26 protein-coding genes are annotated in these 20443 nt (G+C 38.3%); 11 read left to right on the forward strand and 15 right to left on the reverse strand.

From position 1 onward, the window contains the following. Positions 1–16: 16 nt before the first annotated feature. From PVV65_RS05740 to PVV65_RS05750, 3 genes are all read right to left on the reverse strand, one after another. Positions 17–427 (reverse strand): hypothetical protein, encoded by a 411-nt coding sequence (locus tag PVV65_RS05740; RefSeq protein ID WP_273789525.1) that lies wholly within the window; start codon positions 425–427, stop codon positions 17–19. A 480-nt stretch (positions 428–907) separates the two neighbouring features. Then, positions 908–1465 (reverse strand): hypothetical protein, encoded by a 558-nt coding sequence (locus tag PVV65_RS05745; RefSeq protein WP_273789526.1) that lies wholly within the window; start codon positions 1463–1465, stop codon positions 908–910. A gap of 297 nt (positions 1466–1762) precedes the next feature. Then, a complete protein-coding gene (locus tag PVV65_RS05750) occupies positions 1763–1903 on the reverse strand; it encodes a hypothetical protein (protein ID WP_273789527.1) in 141 nt (46 codons plus the stop codon). Positions 1904–2995: 1092 nt separating this feature from the next. Here PVV65_RS05750 and PVV65_RS05755 point away from each other — a divergent pair. Further along, positions 2996–3511, forward strand: a complete 516-nt coding sequence (locus tag PVV65_RS05755) for a short-chain dehydrogenase (protein WP_273789528.1) — start codon at positions 2996–2998, stop codon at positions 3509–3511. Between the two features lie 455 nt (positions 3512–3966). Next, positions 3967–4101 (forward strand): hypothetical protein, encoded by a 135-nt coding sequence (locus PVV65_RS05760; RefSeq protein ID WP_273789529.1) that lies wholly within the window; start codon positions 3967–3969, stop codon positions 4099–4101. Between the two features lie 84 nt (positions 4102–4185). Here the strand turns inward: PVV65_RS05760 and PVV65_RS05765 are convergent, their stop codons facing one another. The 11 genes from PVV65_RS05765 to PVV65_RS05815 form a co-directional block, all read right to left on the reverse strand. Further along, on the reverse strand, positions 4186–4362 hold the full coding sequence (locus PVV65_RS05765) for a hypothetical protein (RefSeq protein ID WP_273789530.1): 177 nt from the start codon (positions 4360–4362) through the stop codon (positions 4186–4188). Positions 4363–4408: 46 nt separating this feature from the next. After that, positions 4409–4975, reverse strand: coding sequence for a hypothetical protein (locus PVV65_RS05770; protein ID WP_273789531.1), 567 nt, complete (start codon positions 4973–4975; stop codon positions 4409–4411). A 5-nt stretch (positions 4976–4980) separates the two neighbouring features. Beyond that, positions 4981–5274 carry a hypothetical protein gene (locus tag PVV65_RS05775; RefSeq protein WP_273789532.1) on the reverse strand — a complete coding sequence of 98 codons (294 nt, stop codon included), beginning with the start codon at positions 5272–5274 and terminating at the stop codon, positions 4981–4983. Positions 5275–5432: 158 nt separating this feature from the next. Next, positions 5433–6599: a DUF6990 domain-containing protein gene (locus PVV65_RS05780; RefSeq protein WP_273789533.1), complete on the reverse strand. Its 1167-nt coding sequence runs from the start codon at positions 6597–6599 to the stop codon at positions 5433–5435. A gap of 13 nt (positions 6600–6612) precedes the next feature. Continuing rightward, positions 6613–6972 (reverse strand): hypothetical protein, encoded by a 360-nt coding sequence (locus PVV65_RS05785; RefSeq protein WP_273789534.1) that lies wholly within the window; start codon positions 6970–6972, stop codon positions 6613–6615. Between the two features lie 219 nt (positions 6973–7191). Next, the gene (locus tag PVV65_RS05790; protein WP_273789535.1) at positions 7192–7590 is read right to left on the reverse strand and encodes a hypothetical protein; all 399 of its coding nucleotides are present in this window, start codon (positions 7588–7590) and stop codon (positions 7192–7194) included. Between the two features lie 652 nt (positions 7591–8242). Continuing rightward, the gene (locus PVV65_RS05795; RefSeq protein WP_273789536.1) at positions 8243–8587 is read right to left on the reverse strand and encodes a hypothetical protein; all 345 of its coding nucleotides are present in this window, start codon (positions 8585–8587) and stop codon (positions 8243–8245) included. A gap of 4 nt (positions 8588–8591) precedes the next feature. Then, positions 8592–8789: a hypothetical protein gene (locus PVV65_RS05800; protein ID WP_273755558.1), complete on the reverse strand. Its 198-nt coding sequence runs from the start codon at positions 8787–8789 to the stop codon at positions 8592–8594. Then, the gene (locus PVV65_RS05805) at positions 8786–9352 is read right to left on the reverse strand and encodes a hypothetical protein (protein WP_273789537.1); all 567 of its coding nucleotides are present in this window, start codon (positions 9350–9352) and stop codon (positions 8786–8788) included. Before PVV65_RS05805 ends, PVV65_RS05800 begins: the two co-directional genes overlap by 4 nt. A gap of 74 nt (positions 9353–9426) precedes the next feature. Continuing rightward, entirely contained in the window at positions 9427–9972 is a 546-nt protein-coding gene (locus PVV65_RS05810; protein WP_273789538.1) for a hypothetical protein, read from the reverse strand. Between the two features lie 9 nt (positions 9973–9981). After that, positions 9982–10473 carry a hypothetical protein gene (locus PVV65_RS05815; protein ID WP_273789539.1) on the reverse strand — a complete coding sequence of 164 codons (492 nt, stop codon included), beginning with the start codon at positions 10471–10473 and terminating at the stop codon, positions 9982–9984. A gap of 1346 nt (positions 10474–11819) precedes the next feature. Between PVV65_RS05815 and PVV65_RS05820 the strand changes: the two genes are divergently transcribed. The 6 genes from PVV65_RS05820 to PVV65_RS05850 all read left to right on the forward strand — a co-directional run bounded on the left by PVV65_RS05820 (position 11820) and on the right by PVV65_RS05850 (position 17206). Further along, complete coding sequence (locus PVV65_RS05820; RefSeq protein ID WP_273789540.1) at positions 11820–12401, forward strand: hypothetical protein; 582 nt, start codon at positions 11820–11822, stop codon at positions 12399–12401. 1192 nt (positions 12402–13593) lie between these two features. After that, positions 13594–13818 carry a hypothetical protein gene (locus PVV65_RS05825; RefSeq protein WP_273789541.1) on the forward strand — a complete coding sequence of 75 codons (225 nt, stop codon included), beginning with the start codon at positions 13594–13596 and terminating at the stop codon, positions 13816–13818. Between the two features lie 222 nt (positions 13819–14040). Then, complete coding sequence (locus tag PVV65_RS05830; RefSeq protein ID WP_273789542.1) at positions 14041–14997, forward strand: YopJ/AvrA family T3SS effector serine/threonine acetyltransferase; 957 nt, start codon at positions 14041–14043, stop codon at positions 14995–14997. 984 nt (positions 14998–15981) lie between these two features. Continuing rightward, positions 15982–16644, forward strand: a complete 663-nt coding sequence (locus PVV65_RS05835; protein ID WP_273755566.1) for a lysozyme — start codon at positions 15982–15984, stop codon at positions 16642–16644. Next, entirely contained in the window at positions 16641–16877 is a 237-nt protein-coding gene (locus PVV65_RS05840; protein WP_273755567.1) for a hypothetical protein, read from the forward strand. The genes PVV65_RS05835 and PVV65_RS05840 overlap by 4 nt, the downstream gene beginning before the upstream one ends. Positions 16878–17005: 128 nt before the next feature. Then, positions 17006–17206, forward strand: coding sequence for a hypothetical protein (locus PVV65_RS05850; protein ID WP_273755569.1), 201 nt, complete (start codon positions 17006–17008; stop codon positions 17204–17206). A gap of 638 nt (positions 17207–17844) precedes the next feature. On the opposite strand, the gene PVV65_RS05855 is transcribed toward PVV65_RS05850, so the two are convergent. Continuing rightward, positions 17845–18030 carry a transposase gene (locus PVV65_RS05855; RefSeq protein WP_273755570.1) on the reverse strand — a complete coding sequence of 62 codons (186 nt, stop codon included), beginning with the start codon at positions 18028–18030 and terminating at the stop codon, positions 17845–17847. A 115-nt stretch (positions 18031–18145) separates the two neighbouring features. On the opposite strand from PVV65_RS05855, the gene PVV65_RS05860 reads away from it, so the two are divergent. From PVV65_RS05860 to PVV65_RS05870, 3 genes are read left to right on the forward strand one after another with little or no spacing between them, the layout of a single operon-like run. Further along, positions 18146–18376, forward strand: coding sequence for a DUF6471 domain-containing protein (locus PVV65_RS05860; protein WP_273755571.1), 231 nt, complete (start codon positions 18146–18148; stop codon positions 18374–18376). Positions 18377–18430: 54 nt separating this feature from the next. Next, positions 18431–19549: an adenine-specific methyltransferase EcoRI family protein gene (locus PVV65_RS05865; RefSeq protein WP_273755572.1), complete on the forward strand. Its 1119-nt coding sequence runs from the start codon at positions 18431–18433 to the stop codon at positions 19547–19549. After that, positions 19549–20442 carry a hypothetical protein gene (locus PVV65_RS05870; protein WP_273789544.1) on the forward strand — a complete coding sequence of 298 codons (894 nt, stop codon included), beginning with the start codon at positions 19549–19551 and terminating at the stop codon, positions 20440–20442. The genes PVV65_RS05865 and PVV65_RS05870 overlap by 1 nt, the downstream gene beginning before the upstream one ends. Position 20443 lies beyond the last annotated feature (1 nt).

Here is a 20443-nt window from a genome sequence, read left to right on the forward strand (position 1 = left end):
AAAAAATTTCCTTCGCTCATGATTTTTCAAAGGCTGTATCTTGTTCTTTCAACAGGCTTTTTAGTTCTTTTTTTAAAAAACCATATCTTCTCGCCAACTTAAAGACACCATAATAAAGTTGCAAAATCATCATGGGAACAATTGCAAACCAAACTGTCACGAATATAAGTACAAGACCCAATATTGTCACAAGAAGCTCGTCCATTTTTACGCTCACACCCTTTTTATCGCGCTGTTTTTGCTGAGGGGTTATTTTCCCCCGTTGCTCATTTATTTTGTTCAATATGCGCGCCTTTTTAAGCAACAAACACCACAATATGATGTAGAGGATCACCATAACGGGGATCAAAACCACAACACCCACACCAATAACTGTCCAGAGCGCACATACAGCGTGAAAAAGAGAACTAGCCTGCCCCCCTGTCAATGGCTCTTGGGACTCCAACAAGGGTAGAAAGAAGATTCTGTTTCTAAAGCTCAATCATGAGTGAGAGGAGACACATGACAAAATACTCTCGCACAGAAGAATACTCTTTCTCAAAAAAATTGAGCAGTTCGTTATAAAATACTGATTTTTTCCCCTTCATTTGCTCTTCCCTTTATTATACAAGCGCATTTCTTTTTCACACCCCCTCTTTTAAGCCCCCCCCTTTTTCACGCCCTATGAAAAGTGCGATACATGGTTCTCCTCTCCATGGCTCTTTTCTTATTTTCGAATCAATCTCCCAGAGATTTAAAAAAACGCTCTTTTTTTAAAAACGCTCTTACCCTCCAAATGACGTTAAAAGCATTTTCCTCCTCACAAACAACATGGGCATCATCACCCTCTCTGATGATTCTTCACCCCTCTCCTCTTCTTGTGTCACGCGTTGTATCACGAGAATGGCTGAACATGGCTTCTTCCCCCTCACGATAATGGTGAGAGCCCTTGGCTCTTGACATGTTTTAATTCGTGTTTCACGTTACAATACAATCTCACGCGCTTAAAGAAAAAAGAATAAAATTCCAAAATCAGCATGACAACGCCTGCCGTAAAAGACACTTCAAGCAAAATGATAAAACAAAGGAATGCGATAAAAAAACGGCTTATATTTTCTCTATCGATTTTTGCGGGATGATTTTGTTGATTGGTTGTTTGCCCCCGTTGCAAAAGTATTTCATTCAACTGCTGAATCTTTTTCTTCAACAAATGCGTTAAGATGAGATAAAGCACCAAGAAAACAGGCATCAAAGCAAACACACAGACCATGATGACTTCACGCAGCACAAAGAAGGCAAAACGCGTGTTCTCTTGAGCAATAGTCAACGGCTTTTTGAATTCTAAGAATATCAAAAAAAACCACCCACACAGCGCAACGATCACAGAAATAAGAAAAATGATACTATGCTCTTTATAGGAAAGAAAGGACTCTTCAACAGCAAAAGAGCGCGGTCCTTTACCCCCTATTGAATTTTTTCCCTTCATTTGCTCGTCCCTTATTTACAAAATTCCCTTATTGGCAAAACTCTTTTTTCTTTCTTGACACAAACCATCTCTTAAGTAAAACGCATTCTCACCCAATAGAAATCCTTAAAGAGAGCAAGATATCCTCAATCTTGATAATGCCAACCATTAAAGACCGCCTCTTCACGGTTTTGTTATAAAGAAGCACGCGCCTGAACACTGCCAAACCAAGGCTTATCACCCCCATTTCATAGCTCCCCACGAATGGTATCGCAATAACACTCTGATAAATCTATAAAAATACAGCACCTCATTCCATCACCCCCGCTTACGAACAACCCTCACCAGCCTCCACAACCGCCTATCCACCCCATCACGAACAGCCATCCCCGCACCGCCCTTACCAGCCCCCCCTGCGGCCCCCCACCACACGCCCACAAGCAACACCAGCCGCCCCACAGTCCCCTATCCACCACCATACCATCCCCGCACACCCCCACAACACCAGCCTCTTTGAGAAGGTTCATAAAAAGCATTTTTTCTCAATCATTTCCCTCTAACCCAGTTTCATGATTTTCAAGAAAGTGATTGATGCAATCTAAAAAATTCAACCTAAAAAAATGGACCATGAAAAATCTTAATGCACGCTCATTCAACGAAGGATCAATAATCGCTCAAAGGAGAGCTTTTCTACTTTTCATTGGGGGGGCTTACAAACCAATAATGAAAAATATATTCATCAATAGCCATTGAGATCGCAGCTATTTTTGAGATAGAATGTTTTAGCATAAATGAAAGTGCGAACGTTCTCTTCCACATTTTAAGGAATGTTTTTTCAACAATACTTGGTTTATTGATTCCATGACCATGGAATACAATCACAATTGCTCTTTATGACAGCATAAGGGATATTGAGCATTCTTACTGATAAACCTTAAGCCTTGCTGTGAGACCTTTCAGGGAAAAAATCCTCTTGAAGAGAGCAATATTTTGTGGTCTGCGCATCACCTCTCATGAATAACAACGAACCAGTTTAGCGGATCGCTTTGTAAAACAGAGGACCCCACTTCATTGGATTGATTGACAAAGCACCCCCTCTTGCCTGAATGTCGATCCCAATCATCATCAAAGTGAGGCTCATTCAAGTGCTGTGGTCGGCTCGTTTGTAAAAACCATTGCAGTGGTGCGAGGGATCTCAAATGCCCTTTTTTAAAGGCTCATAGTTGTGTGTTTAAAAAAATACGCTTGATTCTTGCGCTTATAATGCCTTTTGAAATAAACCCGTTGTGCTTATCTCTCATGAGAGTGCCCCCCCCAAATGCGCACCACCATCTGCACATTAATGGCAGGTCAGTGCGTCCACTTTATGGATGACGCGCGATGACAAATAACCTCTTTTAAACGAAGATTTTTCCTTAGAGGGTAAAGGTTTTCCTTGGCAAGTTTATAAGGAAAGAGATACAAACACAGAGATACAAACACGTTGTAAACGACTTTCTGGTGAAATGTGTACATTTTTAAAGCAACGCATTTAAAGCAAAAGGGGGAGACATGCAAAAAAAGGATACGCAATATCGTTATTTAATCGTAGGGGGCACAGGAATGCTCTCTCCTTTTTGTCAATCTCTTAAGCCAAAAGAAGCCATTATCGCCGCACGCTTTCTTTCCCCCAAAGTTCAGCTTGAGGCATTACAAAAACAGCAGTTGTGTATCCCGTTGGATTATGATTGTGCGCCATCACGGACACAATTTTTAGAAGCCGTGAAGCAATGGCATGGTTTAAAATATTGCATATTATGGATTCATTCATCCGCCTTTGCCTTTTCTTGCGCGTTAATTGAACAGTTAGCGCTTTTGCCTAAACCACCGTGTATTCTTCATATTTTTGGTTCCAACCTTCATGATCAAATGATCACTGAGTGCGCACGCAAAAATAAGGTTGATTTCATCTCTATTCAATTAGGACAAAAGAAAACATCAAAAGGTTCACGCTGGCTGACCCATCAGGAGATAAGTCAACAGATCCTCGATGTCATAAAAAATCATCTGAAGAAACAAAACTTGTAATTCAATCCCTCCTTTTGCTTTTCTTGAACAAGCAAGCGCCCTCCAAACTTTGTGCTGCGAACTTTTTCTTAAACGACACTCTCTCAAAATCATCAGCATTGAGAATAAACACGTCTCTATGGTAATCTTGAGCAGACAATAAAGACGATCCCTTTAAAAGCCAAACCTTTCAATAAATGAAGAGAGAATCTTTCCCCACACTTCCACGCTCTTTCCCCATGCTTTTCTCATATCTTCCCCAAACCTCATGCTCCACATAACGGCTTTCCCAGCCCTCAAATCCCCAGCAATTCCACCTTTCCCCCATTCTCCAAACAAAACTTTCCCTAATTTCCCCGTACCATTTCAACCTTTCCCCTGTACTTTTCCAACACCTCCATTTACCCCTACACCTCCATTCACGCCCTCTTCACCCAATCATCCCCAATTCCTCATACTCTTGATAAAAGCCCCTTATGCTTACAGTTCCACGTTTTTACGATTGTACTCATTCACAGAAAACCGTAGAAAGCCAATACCATCTCAAACCTATTAGCCAATTGATTGGTATCAGCCCCCTTCACACAAAAGCAAAAGCAAATGTAAAATGAAAGAAACAACGGTGTGCATCATCCCCCCCTCAAGACCATGAAGCAAGGGCACGATCTAAAAGGATTCCTCTACGTCATTGAGAACTACACGCGCTTTTTTAGCGCTGCATTTAATTGCCGTGTAACCTTATAATAGGATATCAAACGTTTGATAAAAGAAATATACAGTGCCACAATGGGGACCATTAAGAACAAATCCAAAAGCCCCCCCAGCAGAGTCATAAAAGCGATCGTATAAGCCGCCGCCATCTCATTATGCATTTTCACCTCTCTCCTTTATAAATTAATTGCCTCTTCCCTTTATAAATTAAGTGATTGGGGGGGCTTTAGTCACTTCTTCCAATTGCTGAATCTTCTTTTTTAGCCGAGAGGTTAAAATTTCACGAAGGATTATAATAACAGGAACCGTTGCAAAAATACATGCCGAGCAAACAACAAAGTAAAAAAAGAAAATAATCATAGAGATAAATCTCTCCTCATCATTCAAAAAATTTACCTCTGTATAGAAAGTCACATAGACATAAACTTTGAAAACCATAACGATAAAAGAGAGGCACGCGTGGATAACATAATCTTTATTGGAAAAAGAGAACCATTTTTTAAACGCATGAGAACTTATTTCTGTGTTCGGTGCTAAATTTTGCTGCACGATCTCTTTAAGGCTTTTTTTAGAGAAACAAAAACGCTGCGGCTGTTCTTTCATCAAACGTCTTTGTTCTTTTACTCTGAAATAGAGCCTCAAACGCTTGATTAAAGAATAATAAGGCACCATAATCATCATCATGACAAAAAGAGCAAAGACCGTCACAGCCTCGAGAAGAAAACAACCAAATGGCAGAAAAAAAATAAAAAGGACAATAATCTCCCTCTTCATGGCGATCATCTCATCAATCGATCTTTGACAGCTTTGTTTCTTCTTTCAGCTTTTGCCTTATTTTTTTCCAATTTGCGCTCTTTAACGCGACGAATCCCCCAAAGGATTGGAAGAGGCGTGAGAAGACAAAACCAAATCAACACCGGTAAGAGAAAAATAAGAGACCCGATTCCCTTCCATCTTGTCCACTGCTCTGGCTCTGTCAGAGCTTTTGCACCCGCAGGAACTTCTAAAGCCATCATGATAAGGCCCGTATAAAACATTGTGTAAAACATTGTGTAAAAGGAGCGCCCGATCATTTGATCCCTTTCCCCCCCCTTACAGCCCGCCACTAAAGAGAGCATAAATTTTTTGCATGAAAAGAAAGACTCTCCCAATATTGCGTTTTTCTCCTGCATTGATCCCCTCTGTTTTTCTCATTCTTATACGCTATTTTAAGATTTGAGTTTTATGTGATTTATCTAAATTCTTTATTCTTCTCAATAATTTTTTTATCAATCTTAAATTTTACATCCATATATTCTACTTCTCCATCCTTCATGTAAAGAATATGGGGACGCGCTTTTTTCCCATCAACCTCACAAATCGTGTCCTTTTCGTATACTGTATATCCCTGTTGCCTTAATTCTTCTCTTTTTTCCTCGAGCAAATTTTCGTAACCAGAGCGTCTTCTATTGCAAAAATTTGGATCTTTGATTCTAAAATAGTCATAACTCTCCACCTCCATAGAAAAACTCTTTGCCGTCTGTTGAAGCAGATCATAACTGGGCTGTTTTGTCTCTTCTACCGCCTTAGCAATCGCTATCGCGCGTTCCAGATGCTCTTCTTGAATGCTTGTTTCAAAGCCCAGTCTCTCACCTTTCATAAAGCTTTTGTGATAGGAGTCTAAAGTTTCAACATCCCCTATCAAAGCGAGAGCCGCAAGATAACGCAGCGAATAAGATGAAAACTTAAGGTCCACAACTTTGTGTTCCCACGGAAGAATATGATATTGAGAACGGAGCATGTTGCCAAGATCAACCTCGCCCATAGCCTTTTCTAAAGCTTTCTCAAGCGCATGGCGTAAACACCCCGCACTGATCTTTTCTTCAAAAATTTCCAATCCCTTCAGATCAAAACTCAATTCGAGAGAAATCAAGCTTCCAGAATTATAAGGATCGATCGTTTGGCAAGCCGCCGCATGGATACCAGAAACCACCGCAATGGCACAATCAAATTGCGGATACCCCTTCTCAGCATTATAAAGAAACTGTACTTCACGATCTGGTAAAAAGAAGGTTGCCAAATGATCCCCTTTTCCTTCAATTTCTATCCTTCCCCCCAAACTCTTTAAAAGCGCCGTTGCACTTTCCATCGTGAGAATTTCCTCATCAGCAAGAGAAAAATCCTTGTATTCTTTTTCCTCAAATGATGGCTTCATCATCGGTATTTCTCCACTCAGCGGTTCAAAAGAGACCGGTTGTTTAAGCACATATCTTAATTCTTTCCTCACTTGGCTATATAATCTCACCCGCTTAAAAGCAGAATAATACAATGCCCAAATAAACATCATGACCACAGCAGAAATCAGTGTAAAAAGCGTCACGCCCATACCCCATGAAAATAGGACAACGATATCTCTCATTTTGCTCTCCCCTTCACGCACTCGTTTGCCGATATGTCGCTATCCGTTTGTAGGTTGCTTGCTCCAACTGAGCAATCTTTTTTTTCAACAAATGCGTAAAAATAACACGGACCACAAAAGCAACAGGGATCAATAAAAAAACTAAATCTAATATAAACAACATGATAAACAAGAGAATAGCCGCGACACTACCTTCCCACTCTGTCAACTTCACCTCAAGCAATGCTGGTAAGAAGAGAGCCGTTCTCAAAGCTGAAAGAGTGAAAGTCATGCAAAAGATGACTTTATAATTTTTGCGTGTCAAAAACGCTTCTTCCAACGAAAAAAACCGTGGTTTTCCATCCAATGCTGCATTTTTTTCATGCTGCCTCATTTTTTATCCCTCATTTGTCTAAAATTTGTCTAAAATTTTAAAGCTATTTTCATGAAATGACGCTTTTATCCTTACAATGAATTCAATTTAGTACGATCAACCCAACCACTTTGAGATCAACCACTCATTTTTTCCCTTGATCAAACATCACGCCCATAAAAGTGCTCCTAGAAGGCATGAAAAGATAGAAAGACTTGTATATTCATTTTGCCCTCCTCTTCACGCACTTACCTTTGTTAAGAAGGAATTTTTCTCCGCTTGACCAATGACTTTCTCTAACTGAGCAATCTTTTTTTTCAACAAATGCGTAAAAATAACACGGACCACAAAAGCAACAGGGATCAATAAAAAAAGAAGCACTGATAGAACAAACAATATTAATATGAGAATGAAAAGACTATAATTCCACCAATCTGTCAAATCCCACTTAAATAACAGTACAAGTACCCCTTTAAAAGCCTCAAGAATAAAAGCAAAGCAAAAGATAATTTTATAATTTTTGCGTGTCAGCAACATTTCTTCTAAAGAAAAAGACCGCAATTCCTGATCTGATAATTCCTGATCTGATCTTGAATTTCTCCCCCTATCTGATCTTAAATTCCCCCCATTATGTCTCATTTTTTACCCTCATTTATCTAAAATTTTAAGCTATTTGCATAAAGCGAAACTTTGTTCCTGATAATGAATACAATTCATCACCATGAATGGCTTTGAGATCAATTACACTTGTCTTTATCTTATCTTTTCTCATCTTTTATAAAAACAATAGGAGGAAAGCATTTTTTCTTTTAGCTTCAAAGGCATATTTTCTCTGCGCATCATATATCTTTCTTTTCTCTTATTTCCTCGTTGTCTAAAGACCTATTTTGTCTCCTCAACCCACTTTTTTATAAAAGCCATCTCTCTATTGTAGAATTGTACACTTTCTCCTTCACGCTTGCAGATTTTTTCAGTCTCTGGTTCTAAAGTTCTTAAGTGGTATTTTTTTCCAAGAGAAGCACTTTTTACAAGAAAAGCAAAACAGTTCAAGAAAATCATCCGCGCATTGCTTTATCTTGAGAACAGCTTGGAGTCCACCAAGCGATCACCAAAGCCTACCCTTAAACCATCACCAAAGCATGGTGGAAATGGATTTTATGCTTGTCTTAAAGCCTCCTATTAAAAGCTCATAAAAGCTTTTGTGCTCAAAGGGTCTTACCACCGCCCCTTAAAGCGCGAAAGCCCCAAGATGCTAAAAAAAGAGTAGAATGCTTTATTTTCTTCTTTTTCTTCACTTTTCCCCCTCGATTTTATGAGAGAGTTCATGATAGAGGATCATCGGTGTTTTTTTCTGCTCAATCTCTTCTTCCAATTGCCCTATCATTTTCTTCAACTGATGGGTAACGATAAAAAGCATTATAAAAACAATGGGTAAGAATAAAAAAGCACCGGCAAATACCCATACCAATGGCTCTAAGACACTCATAGAAAAAAAGTCCTTCCTTCTCCATACCTTCACGATAACCATTATAATTGTCGGAAGTGTCACCATGACGGTCGAAAGAGTGAATATTTTTTTATAGTCGGTCCAAACAAGCGAAAGCTTTTTCTGATCAAACAGGCTGCTGTTTTTCACTTTTTCACTTTTGAGCGATCTGTTGTAAGGCGCTATCACGTTCATTGAGCACACATTTTAATTCTTTTTTCACACGACAATAGAGCCGCGCACGCTTGATAAACAGATAATAAATGACAACAATGGGCACCCATATTAAAGCATTTAAGAGCGTAAATAACAGAATAGAACAGACTGCTAATGTTATAAGACTACTGGTCATTTTGTTCCCCCTTGCTCTTTTTCACTTTGCGCATTCTGCACACGAATTGCCTGATCGCGCTGTTCTATGGCTTCGTCCAATTTTAGAAGCGTTTCTCTTAATTTTCTGGTTAATTTTATACCCATGACCCCAATGATGGGAACAACGAGCAGAGTTCCTACCCATATAGGGGTCCAGATCAGCATGATAAAGGCAACACGATCACTCTTCCACCATACGAAATTCGTGGTAGAGACAGTAAGTTCTAGAAGAAAAATAAGAATAAGGATAGAAAAGATTATTTTACATTCTTTTGCATAAAGAGGCAGAGATTCTTTGAAATTAAGCAAGCGCATTTTTTCCTCAAGGGTCTTATGCGTGAGATTCTGTCTTTTCATTTCTTGGCAGTCATTACACAATTGTTGTATGGCTTGCTTTTGTTGCGTCGTATTCTTTTTCAACTCTCGAGCAAGTTTAAAGGAAACCCTCATGTTCTTGATCAACCGGTAAGGAAACCTAACAAGGACCATAAATATTAAAATGACAACAATGAGGCCCCCTAAAAGAGCCAAATATTTTATCATAACGTTCCCCTTTTTTCTCTATCGCCTTTTTTCTCTATCGCCTTGAGATGAAATTCATTATTTCCATTCTCTGCTCAAGCAAATATTTCTAATTTCTTGACTGTTTTTTCCACGCCACACTGAAGGAGACTATAGAGAATTAAAATGATAGGCAAAGCCACCACAATATACGACCAGACCCAAAACAGCAGCCCCATGACAAAGTCAATAACGTAAAGCAGTATAGACGTATGATTGTGTAAAAAAATCGCAGATTTTGGAAGAAAAGCTGCAAAAACGATAAAACCAACGAAAAGCACCAACATAACGAAAGTGATCAAAAAAAGTATTCGAGACTCTTCTCTTGAAAGTTCCAAAGATTCTTTAAAAGAAAGAGCACTCAATTGTGTCGCAAGGGCTGTCTGTCCCCTTCTCTCTGTCTGATCATGCCTCAAATTCTGCGCTGGACTCTTGTTTAATTTCCATCGCCTTTTCAATAACAAGATTGTCCGTTTTATCAAAGAATAATAAAGTGCCAAAACGATCTTCGCGGTAGAAAAGAGTACCAAGAAACATGCACCACAAATAAAGATTGTTGTTCCTGCGCCAATCAACCATCCAATGATGAAAGAAGCGTTCACATGTTCCCCCTATAATCTTGTGTCGAGAGATTGGTTATCTAAAGGTTGCTGCTCTGACACTGTTTCCCACAGCTGCATCATTTCCTTCACGTCCCGTTTAAAAATGGCGAGGAGAATAAAAAAGAGTGGAAAAAAAATAACAAGAGCACTCAAAATTATTGACGGTATAAAACATAAAAAAGCCCAAACACCCTTCCACCCCGCATCACGCAGATTTTCAATGATAGGATTTTTAAAAGAGTTTTGAGTCATTTCTTGAAAACTTTGGGACTCCATTGCTTGAAGCTGTTCTTTAGAAATGTCAAAAAATTCCCAAGGCTTCATAGAGAGAGAAGTGACAAAAAGCACCAATAAGAGGATAGCCAAGCAACAAATGATGACATAATCTTTTGTGGAGAGAACCATGCCCTTTTTAAAAGCTGCTGACTGTTCTAACACGGACTGTGAGATAAAAGCTGTCCCCTCACGGGCAGGTTTCTGTTGTGATTGATCTCTCATCATATGGATCACCCCCATATCTAAAATACTCACGCTTCAATATTTGATAACACACGAAACAGCGTGATGGAGCTCTCTAGCACTCTTCTCATCATGACGCAAGCGCTAATACTTTCTTTTAAACTTTTTTACTTTCTTTTAAAAAACGCCTTGAATACGGGACAACAATACACTTTCTCTCAATGCTTATAAGCCCAAATGCCCCGACAACATCTTTCAAATTTCTTCAATTAAAAAGCCCTTCTTTTAACATTAACAAGAAAAGTTTTGTCTCTCACAAGCTCCCAGCTTTATACCCCAAGTTTTATAAACGCCCCTTTTCTTTTTAAAAACCACATTTCTCTTAAATATCGCTTTTCTCTTAAATATCGCTTTTCTCTTAAATATCGCTTTTCTCTGGCGATCTTCAGTTTTTTTGGATAGGGCATCACCCCCTTTAAACGACAGGACCCCCTTCTTATGCCCAGCTTCAAAACAGCAAAAGAAAACTTATAGCTTCTATAAAGGAGATAAAAAGAACATCACCAAACCCAATCGCTTGATTCTTGAGCATTTATTTTAAACCGATAAATAATTATTTTATTTGAAAGTAGAGGACATCTTATGTTATAATAACGCGCATGAATAAGTCTGTTTTACAAGCGTTCTCTCCCCCTTCACTCTCCGGCAAAAATCCTCTATAGAGGACTACCTTTATAAGAGGACTCTATGAAAAAATAAGGGCTCAAACAGCGTGAGGAAGATCAGACATTTTGGTCCAGCGCTCAAAAATAAAAGCCTCTATATCCCTCTCCGCCGCCGCCGCCCAAGAGCAAAACCCCCAAGAGCAAAACCCCCAAGGGCAAATGAATGCCTTTATCATAAGGAGATAATTGAAAAGTTTTCGCAAAGTGCTCATCAAGAAAAAAGCCCAATCAGCCCAAAGAATCCCCCAATAATTTTATGAGAAGAAATAAAGCCTTATGAGATAAGGACTGTATGAGAAAAATTAAGGGAGAAAGCCTCGTGGAATTTTATTTTTTCACTCACATATGACTTTTCATTCACATATGAGAAAAATTTTTCACTTTTTTCTCGAGCCGTTGAGAAATCTGTAGAAAGCAAATCATCTGCGATCTCTGCTAAAAAGATAAGCATGATGGGGGTGGAATAAAAATGATAGGAAATATCTTAAAGATGATTTTTTGTACCCCACCACGTTACTTTTACACTTAAAGACTTCCGTCTCCTTTGCGCTGCCATAGCTCATAGCCGCCCAATATTTCTTCCTCCATTATTTTCTTCAAGTGCTTTTTACAATCCCTGTCCCCCGCAATAGACAGTTTCTTTTTCATTCAAATGGTAAATTCATGAAAATAGGTAAAAAACGCGGTAGACCGAAAATAACAGGTAAACTCAGAGAGCCCAATGGCCGTATTTCACGTGCCAAAGGTCTTCGAAAATCAGCCTCTCAATCAGCGCTCCAATCAGCCATTGAAATGCGTGCAAAACACTTTGGTTTAAGCTTACAAGAAGCCAAAAATCCGCTTGTGGGGACCTATATTGGGCGTCTTTGTTTGCTTGGCTATAAAGGGGATTCATCCGGCATCAGTCAAGAGCAATACGACACGGCGCAACAATATTTACAAACCAGAAACGACTATTTATGTGCCAAAGGTTTACCAAACGGCTATTATGACGGCTTTAAGCATAACGCCTCTGATGAGAAAGCAAAAAATCAATGGGTTGAAAAAGCAACGCAACGCTATGAAGCGATGCAAGAAGCGATTAAAGAAGCACAAAATCTGCATCGTCAACACAACTTTCATGCGGCCTTACAATATCTTGTGAGTGAAGATCAGCCCCTACCAACGCTTGTTGACTCACTACGCCTTATTCTTGATGCCCTTTATAAACATTTTGACTGTTCCAGCCAAAAGAGCATTCACTAACCCCCATCACAAAAGCTAAAGCATCTAAAACCCCACGCCAGTTTAAAAAAATAAACCTCAATTGCACGTGAAAACAACAGGGCTTTCCCTTGTCAATAGGAGTTGCGAGCTTAAAGCACAACAAACCAGCCAGAGCCCTCCACAGCTTAAAAAAAAACATATCACATTTGATCTTTAAGAAACAGACGCTCTCAAAGGGCAGTGTTTTACGAGCAATGTCCCTCTCTTCAAAAAAACCTCTGTTGTAAAAAGCCGCTCCCCTCATACACCTTTCCCTTTCTTTCTCAAAGGAATGTTCTTTCCCCCATCAAAAAGCCGTATCAAAAAAACTTCCTCATATAAGGCAATATATTTTCCAGCCCCCCGGGATACACCCCCCAGATACACCCCCCAGATACACCCCCCAGATACACCTAATGAATGCGCTTTTTTCGTATAGCTTTATTTCCAGGATAAAAAAGGAAAAATCATTGTTTTTTGTTGACAGAAGATGAAAAATCGTATTTAATGACAGACGCGGTAAAGGGGTTTTTGTGTCTAAATTTCATCACTAAATCACCGTTAAATCAATCACTATTAAACCTTTATGTTTTGCAACAATAGGGGCAATACATAAAATAGAAACAATATCCTAGCGTTGTAAAAAAGTTTTACTGTTTAGGGGGGTAACTGTTTGAAGCGTTAAAAATTGACTGTTTGGGAATACCTTCTGTCTTTTTTAATTTCTGTCTTTTTAATTGCCTTTGTTTTATCGCACGCATACCAGTCTTTCGAGATCTTCAAAGCAAACTGGCTCCACACCCCTTCCCATAAAGCACCCGCCCCCTTAAAAAAAACTAAAACCACCAATACAAGAGATCACAAAAACGCTGAGCAAGAACACGAACAGCAATAAGCTAAACACAGTAATCTCTGTTGATGCACAGTATATTTTAAGCCACCCCACACTGCAAAGCCCTACATCTCAAAGGATTAAGGTAAACCCACATTGCTTTGTAAAGAAACAAAGCCTTTCAAACCAAGGAACACTTGAGATCCACAGAAAGCGCTTCCCCCTTTCAGCCGATTTGCGGGGGCTTAAAGCACAACAAACCAGCCTAAAGCCCCCACAGCTTTAAAAAACATATCATAACCGATCTTTAAGAAACAGACACCCTCAAAGGACAGTGTTTTACGAGCATAGCAGGATAATTTGATCGCAGAGGATGAAAATGATCTTTTTTGCGGAAAAAGTCCACAGGGAATATTTCAGGGAATATTTGTTGAAAAAATAGGCATTGTTGGCTCAATGGCTCTTTTGGATGATATCATTTTTTCACACGAAGGAACTGTTGAAAAAAGGCTGTCCTCTCTTCATGGAAATGAGCCCGGCAATAGAAAAAACTTAAAATATAAAAATAGCGTTGCAAACACCTGAAAATTTCCTCCAATTTTTACAGATTTTATAGCTGTAAAAAACACGCAGATTTTTTTAAACGAAGAAAGCTTCTGTCTTTAAAAACTTTCTTATAAAAAGATCACAAAAATGATTTTTTCTTTTAATCTTCAAGAGACAAGTGCTTTTTTTTCAAAACATCATTTGGTCAGAATGTAAGAAAATAATATTGCCGATCAATTATCAAGAGATAAGATTAATCATATGAAACCACAAGATTCATCTCCTCCTCATTCATTCCCCACACAAGAAGGGGCAAGTGCGCAAGAGAGCAGACATGCACGAGAAGATCCAAGCCCCGATGAATCCTTAGAAAGCCTTATTGCCCGTTTACAAAAAAACGCCCTAGAAGAAGAAAATGTACCCCCTAGCTCTGAAGAATTAAAAGCAATTATTGCAGACTTAGAAGATGATCTCATCACAGGCCATTGGATTTTTGCTAATTATGAAGATACCGATATTAGACTGATGCCGGCTCTCGTCGAAAAAGCCAACAGGAAATATCCAGGGATGAATCTGAAATTAGCTCTTACAGCTGAAAAACTTACCCACGCACTCAAAGAAACAATTGAAAGTGGCGCAAAATCTTCCCAATTTATCGTCAATATGGGAAGCAGAATCCATTTTGCGGCGATGGATTATAAAATTATTGATGATAAAATATCTTTGATCATGTTTGAACCTACAACATTCAATAATATCAGTGCTTGGAAACTAGGAATAAAAATAAATCAAACCCTTGCAAGTCTTCCACTCTCTCCTTATTCTTTTGCCATGGCCGAAATGGATATTCAGCGAAGCGCTGCTGAATGCGGGATGTTCAGTTTAAACCTTGCCAAAAAGCTTCATCTTGAATCTGATAAATTAACAAGAATGCACAAGGATAATGTTAAGGGTGTATTATGTGAACCCAAGACACCTTTACCCGCTGAAAAGTTAGATTCCTATCTTCCAACCACTTTTTATAAACATGCGCAAGGAAAAAGACGTCTTGAACACTATCTCAAAACCAATCCAGAAGCCGCCCATGAAAAAGTCAACAAAAAAGGGGAAACTCTAACTGAGAGGTTTGAAAAAAACTTAACGGAAAAAGGGGAAAAAACCATGTCTGTTTCCCCCCACAAAAAAAGGATTACGGAATACAAATCTTTGATGATGTAATTTTAAGTCTTTTCCCCTATTCCCTCTTCATCAAGTACAAAACACTGCTTTTTTATGGCTAAGATTGCAATAAGAAAAGCGGCTTTTCCATTCATTCATAAAGCAAAAATAGCAAACAACTTGTCTGTTAAAAGCAAAAGGCTGTTATCCTATCAAATTTTCTCTCAAAACCAGCCTCTTTTAAAACTGTATAAAAATTCCAAAGCTCTTATTCTCCCCAAAGCTCTTGTTCGCAATAATCCTTGATGTCGATAGACAAAACGCTAAACGAGTAAAATATTGAATGCTTTCGTCTTCAATCAAAGCCTATACCCACGCTTATTTTTCTAAGAATATCACTTCCTCTCAAGCACTTTCATGCCATCGGATCAAATAACCGCAACGGAGTACGCTTATCGTAGCTCAATCAACAGCTCCCACCAACAAGACACCCTTAAAAAAACCAGCCCACAGAGGAAATCTCAAAACCAATCCTCACCATCAACCAAAGAAAAACACCCCCTCTTCTCCTTCACAAAACACCTTACTCTTTTGCACCACTATCCTTTTCTCAAAAGAGCAAAATATGACCCGCCATATCCCTCAAAAAGTTTGAGCCCCTAACCCGCATCACCACCACACCGGCCCCTCTCCCTCAACACTCTCCACATGCCCCATGTTATCAATACCAACCCTACCGCACGAGCAATAGCTTCTAGCGTTCCATACAAGCTCTCTCTACACTCAACCCTATGCCCCTTGCACACAGCGATGAGCCTACATCGCCCCCAACCAAGTATTCCCCCCTTGGAATATCCCCTTTGGAATATCCCCTTTTATCCCTTTTGGAAGGTCCACTGGAAATATCCCCTAGAAATGTCATGACCAACCTTTTGATTTCATCAAAATTTTACGCCTTTTCTATTCTTGAAGCGTGAAAAAATTCATTTTTAATCTGTCAACCAGCCTCACATGAATGTGAGGCTTTATTTTATGGAGAAGCAAATGAGAAAAATATCGTCAGAAGGGCTTGCACTCATTAAACAATGGGAAGGGTTGCGTTTAGAAGCCTATAAAGATACCATTGGGGTATGGACAATTGGCTATGGCCATACCAGTACGGCTGGCAAACCATTTGTTCACAAGGGTATGATCATCACGGAAAAACAAGCCGAAGAAATTCTTTCTCGAGATTTAAGACAATTTGAAAATGCTGTTGCAAAAAATGTGACGGTTTCCTTAACAGATGAACAATTCGCTGCACTCGTATCGTTTTGCTATAATGTAGGAATAGTGGCTTTTTGCAAATCAACCCTGCTTAAAAAACTCAATAACAACGAATATGAAGCCGTCCCTGCTGAATTACAAAAATGGACGAAAGCAGGTGGAAAACGTCTTCACGGTCTTGTGCATCGTCGTGCAGCAGAGGCGGGCTTATGGGCAAAAGGAGCTTATGTTTCTCCCAATTATCAAACTGTTGAAACAAAAGAACCCATGGGTTTTTTTAAAGCAGAAGCGCTAACACCCATTATTGGTTCTTTTTCTGGACTTGGAGGCTTATTGGCAGGCAATGGTCCAGTGCAATGGGCTTTGGCAACCATCATGGTTTTAGCCGCCTGTTTTGGCATTTTCTTTGTCGCAAAACGCTTTCGGGAGCAACGCTTATGATGGGCTGGATGAAAAAAAATCTAATGATTACAGGAGCGGCTCTGAGCGCTTTTTTTATCGCTTTAACAAAAGCTTTTAGGCTTGGAAAAAAGATTGAACAGCAAAAGCAAACAGAAAAAATGCTAAAGTCATCAACAACACGGCTCGAGGTGGAAAATGAAATTAATCAAAAAAGTGATGCTGATGTGCGCGCTGCTCTTAACAACTGGTTGCGCGATAAAAACAATCAATGAGCCTTCAGCCTGCATTGGTTGGATGCCCATTTATTTAGACAAAAAAGATCTTACGAACATCAGTTCAAATCTCGCCAGAGATATTTTAAAGCATAACAAACAAGGGGAAGGCTTGTGTGGGTGGCAACATGGCTAGAAAACAAACAGAACTTACAGAAAAGGAAAAAGAAATTCTCCAAGAAATCATCATGACTTATAAAAGTATAAAAGTGATGTCACGCTATACGAAGTGGGTTATATTCATCATTTTTCTATTAGCGCTTGATTTTTCACGTATCATGGATGCTTTGGCAAGTATTTTTACACAAAAGTCAAATATTCAACTCTAAAGTAAACCACGAAACATGAGACGTGTTCAATCTTCAAAAACACCCGTTATTTTGAATACACGGGAAGCTTTTATGCATAATTTTTCACGTCTCATGGAGAATTTTCACGCTTCACAAACGCTATTATACAATGAATTTTCAGGCATTATAGCGACATTAATTCTACCGGCATGAAAAGAGATTTTTAACAAACGCGTGAGTCAACAACTTTGCTAACATAAGAAAATGATCATACCAACGTACATTTTTAAATAACATATTGATAATAAAAAATATTTTACATTCTTCACAAATCCCATCGGGAAGATACCATCGCGAAAAAATTTAAAAATATTTAGAGATATTTTTTTAATAATTGCATAAGTAAACAACGCAAAAAGTATTAACTTTCCTAAAATCCCCTTTCTTTACACTTTAAAAAAAAGAGCAATCAGACACCACCCTACACATTACTAATCCCCAATATTTATAAAAACCCCCATTTATAAAAACTCTGTTTATAAAAAACTGACTATTTGAAAATATTCATGAGAGGCATTTTTATTTTCTTTAAGTATTTTACCCTAGCTCCCTCCACTTGTGAGGTATAAGAAAATGCTTGATGTTACACTAAAGCGATGTTTGCAATGCTCACATTATCATTGTTTACGACTGGTAATGTAATAGGCTTTATTTTGTACTTGGCATTTCGGACAAACCACGATTTCTGTACTACCCCAACGCAATTTACACAGCATAGCATGGCACTTGTCATCACTTAACCGAACAATGCCTAGTGACGACACACTACGAGCATGGGCTGTTAGTAAGAGGTGTTTTGTCATAATTTAAGCCTGTTAATCATCGTTTGAGATGATTATACGCTTTATAACAAATTTTGACAATAGATTTATAATCGTTTATAATGATTATATGTTTTAAATAGTGAGAAAATACGACATGAAACACTCAAAGAGCAATGAATGGCGAAATAAAGCCAAGGGCATTGTTAAAGCGGAAATTGTCCTTAGAAACCTTAGCTATGCTGATGTGGCAGAAAAGTTAAAAGACTTAGGTATTGAGGAAACCCCACAAAACCTTAGCAATAAGATTTCTCGCGGAGCTTTTGGGGCGGACTTTATGTTGCAGGTTTTAACTGCAATTGGGTGCAATAAAATTCGTTTGATTTAATAACATTTTTTATAAACGATAGTTTTGAGTTGGTCTTATTGAGAAGATTTTAATATGTTTAATAATGATGCACATCTTGAAAGTAAAAATAGTGGCTTATCTAAAGCCAAAAGTGCCAAAAAGGATGAGTTTTACACGCAATACAACGATATTGAAAAGGAAATGCAATCCTACCTTGACTATGACGCTAACGTTTTTCGAGGTAAAATTGTCTTTTTACCATGTGACGACCCCGATTGGAGTAATTTTACCAAGTATTTCGCTCAAAACTTTGAACGATTTGGCTTGAAAAAACTCATTAGCACCAGTTACGCACATACCAGTAAAGATTTACAAGCTGATTATCAGCCGTCTTTATTTGAAACTCAAAGCCCGAATTATGACAAAGATAAATCGGTAAAACAGGGTAAAATATTCATCCTTGATAAAGACAATAACCATGACGGCAAAGTCGATATTAAGGATTTGCAATGGCATTACCTTAATGGCACAGGGGATTTTAAAACAGATGAAATCAAAGCCTTGCGAGATGAAGCGGATATGATTATCACCAATCCACCCTTTTCGCTATTTCGTGAATTTTTGGCATGGATAGTGGAAGCGGATAAACAATTTTCCATTATTGGAAATATGAACGCCATTACCTGTAAAGACATATTTTCACTCATTAAAAACAATGAAGCATGGTTAGGTGCGACCATTAATAGTGGTGATAGAGAGTTTAGAGTACCTGAAAGCTACCCACTTGAAGCAGCAGGATTTAGAATTGATGACGAGGGGAATAAATATATTCGTGTAAAAGGCGTTCGTTGGTTTACAAATATCGACCATGGCAGACGACATCAACCCTTGCAACTGATGACAATGGCAGAAAATCTTAAATTTAATAAGAAAATTCAAGGGAAAAATGCTTATCAAAAATACGATAATTACAACGCCATTGAGGTCCCCGTAACTATCGCCACACCAAGCGATTATAAAGGTATTATGGGTGTTCCTATTAGCTTTTTAGACAAACACAACCCTGAACAATTTAAAATTATTGGTATGGATTTAGATGTCAAAAATGGATTATTAAGTGATTTAGCTGTTGCTGATTGGAATGGTAAGTTAGACCGTGCTTACATTAAGGGTAATCGAATGTACTCACGAATCCTCATACAAGCAGAATAATGAGAGTGCCTAATATGTACATTGAATATATAGATTATAATGATGGGCAAATGCTGTTTGACAATAATCACATGATCCGATGTGATTATTTCAACAATCTACCATTTAGAATACAGCGTATAGTGCTTACACCTGATAATCAAAACACTCAAAATATCGTTGAGATTGCAAAAAAGCGTTTAAGCAATATAAATTTTAATTCAGCCAATTCGTCAGGTGATACAAGAAATTTAAGAGAAATTCAGTTAAAAGGCTTGTGTGGTCTTATCATTGAGCAATTATGCTTTACTATGCTTAATCACTACAATACAAGTAAAAATGTTTCTATACAAATAGATAGGTCAAATAATTCTATCAATCAAGTTGATATAAAGATTATCAAAAGATGGAAAGACCAGTCAGACATTGAACATCAAGCCATAAAAACAGTAGAGATACGCTCCTCTTTTCCATTTAAGCCAATAGCAGAGGCTATAATAAAAGATTTTGATATATTAGGGACTTATACTAACCATGTTAAAACTATAGAAATGGATAGGGATTTCTATTTGCGTTTTCTTTTTAGTATTGATTACAGTAACGGGCAGTTCGTTAAAAATAATAAAGGCGGTATAGATTATAGTGCGACTACAGTTAAGTTTTTAAATGAACAGTATTTCGATGATAATTTATTTTTGAAACGAGATTTGGTTGTCTATTTTGTCGGTGGGGCTACCAAAGAAATGATGCTTGATGACACGATATCATATTATGGCTCTATGCAGTCAAATAATTTCAATAAGTCTAGCACCGCAAAATATCGAAAATTAAAAATTAAAAATGCCCTTGATTGTATTTCTATAATCCAACTAATGTTAAATGTTGTCGCTGACGAAGCATCTAACGGGAAATAAG

This window comes from Bartonella sp. ML70XJBT, assembly GCF_028618425.1.
GTDB lineage: Bacteria > Pseudomonadota > Alphaproteobacteria > Rhizobiales > Rhizobiaceae > Bartonella.

Bases quoted from the DNA above. Each gene is read 5' to 3' on its own strand.
- PVV65_RS05745 (WP_273789526.1), bottom strand. From the start codon at position 1,465: ATGAAGGGAAAAAATTCAATAGGGGGTAAAGGACCGCGCTCTTTTGCT.
- PVV65_RS05755 (WP_273789528.1), top strand. From the start codon at position 2,996: ATGCAAAAAAAGGATACGCAATATCGTTATTTAATCGTAGGGGGCACA.
- PVV65_RS05760 (WP_273789529.1), top strand. From the start codon at position 3,967: ATGCTTACAGTTCCACGTTTTTACGATTGTACTCATTCACAGAAAACC.
- PVV65_RS05765 (WP_273789530.1), bottom strand. From the start codon at position 4,362: ATGCATAATGAGATGGCGGCGGCTTATACGATCGCTTTTATGACTCTG.
- PVV65_RS05770 (WP_273789531.1), bottom strand. From the start codon at position 4,975: ATGAAGAGGGAGATTATTGTCCTTTTTATTTTTTTTCTGCCATTTGGT.
- PVV65_RS05775 (WP_273789532.1), bottom strand. From the start codon at position 5,274: ATGATCGGGCGCTCCTTTTACACAATGTTTTACACAATGTTTTATACG.
- PVV65_RS05780 (WP_273789533.1), bottom strand. From the start codon at position 6,599: ATGAGAGATATCGTTGTCCTATTTTCATGGGGTATGGGCGTGACGCTT.
- PVV65_RS05785 (WP_273789534.1), bottom strand. From the start codon at position 6,972: ATGAGGCAGCATGAAAAAAATGCAGCATTGGATGGAAAACCACGGTTT.
- PVV65_RS05790 (WP_273789535.1), bottom strand. From the start codon at position 7,590: ATGAGACATAATGGGGGGAATTTAAGATCAGATAGGGGGAGAAATTCA.
- PVV65_RS05800 (WP_273755558.1), bottom strand. From the start codon at position 8,789: ATGACCAGTAGTCTTATAACATTAGCAGTCTGTTCTATTCTGTTATTT.
- PVV65_RS05805 (WP_273789537.1), bottom strand. From the start codon at position 9,352: ATGATAAAATATTTGGCTCTTTTAGGGGGCCTCATTGTTGTCATTTTA.
- PVV65_RS05815 (WP_273789539.1), bottom strand. From the start codon at position 10,473: ATGATGAGAGATCAATCACAACAGAAACCTGCCCGTGAGGGGACAGCT.
- PVV65_RS05820 (WP_273789540.1), top strand. From the start codon at position 11,820: ATGAAAATAGGTAAAAAACGCGGTAGACCGAAAATAACAGGTAAACTC.
- PVV65_RS05830 (WP_273789542.1), top strand. From the start codon at position 14,041: ATGAAACCACAAGATTCATCTCCTCCTCATTCATTCCCCACACAAGAA.
- PVV65_RS05835 (WP_273755566.1), top strand. From the start codon at position 15,982: ATGAGAAAAATATCGTCAGAAGGGCTTGCACTCATTAAACAATGGGAA.
- PVV65_RS05840 (WP_273755567.1), top strand. From the start codon at position 16,641: ATGATGGGCTGGATGAAAAAAAATCTAATGATTACAGGAGCGGCTCTG.
- PVV65_RS05850 (WP_273755569.1), top strand. From the start codon at position 17,006: ATGGCTAGAAAACAAACAGAACTTACAGAAAAGGAAAAAGAAATTCTC.
- PVV65_RS05855 (WP_273755570.1), bottom strand. From the start codon at position 18,030: ATGACAAAACACCTCTTACTAACAGCCCATGCTCGTAGTGTGTCGTCA.
- PVV65_RS05860 (WP_273755571.1), top strand. From the start codon at position 18,146: ATGAAACACTCAAAGAGCAATGAATGGCGAAATAAAGCCAAGGGCATT.
- PVV65_RS05865 (WP_273755572.1), top strand. From the start codon at position 18,431: ATGTTTAATAATGATGCACATCTTGAAAGTAAAAATAGTGGCTTATCT.
- PVV65_RS05870 (WP_273789544.1), top strand. From the start codon at position 19,549: ATGAGAGTGCCTAATATGTACATTGAATATATAGATTATAATGATGGG.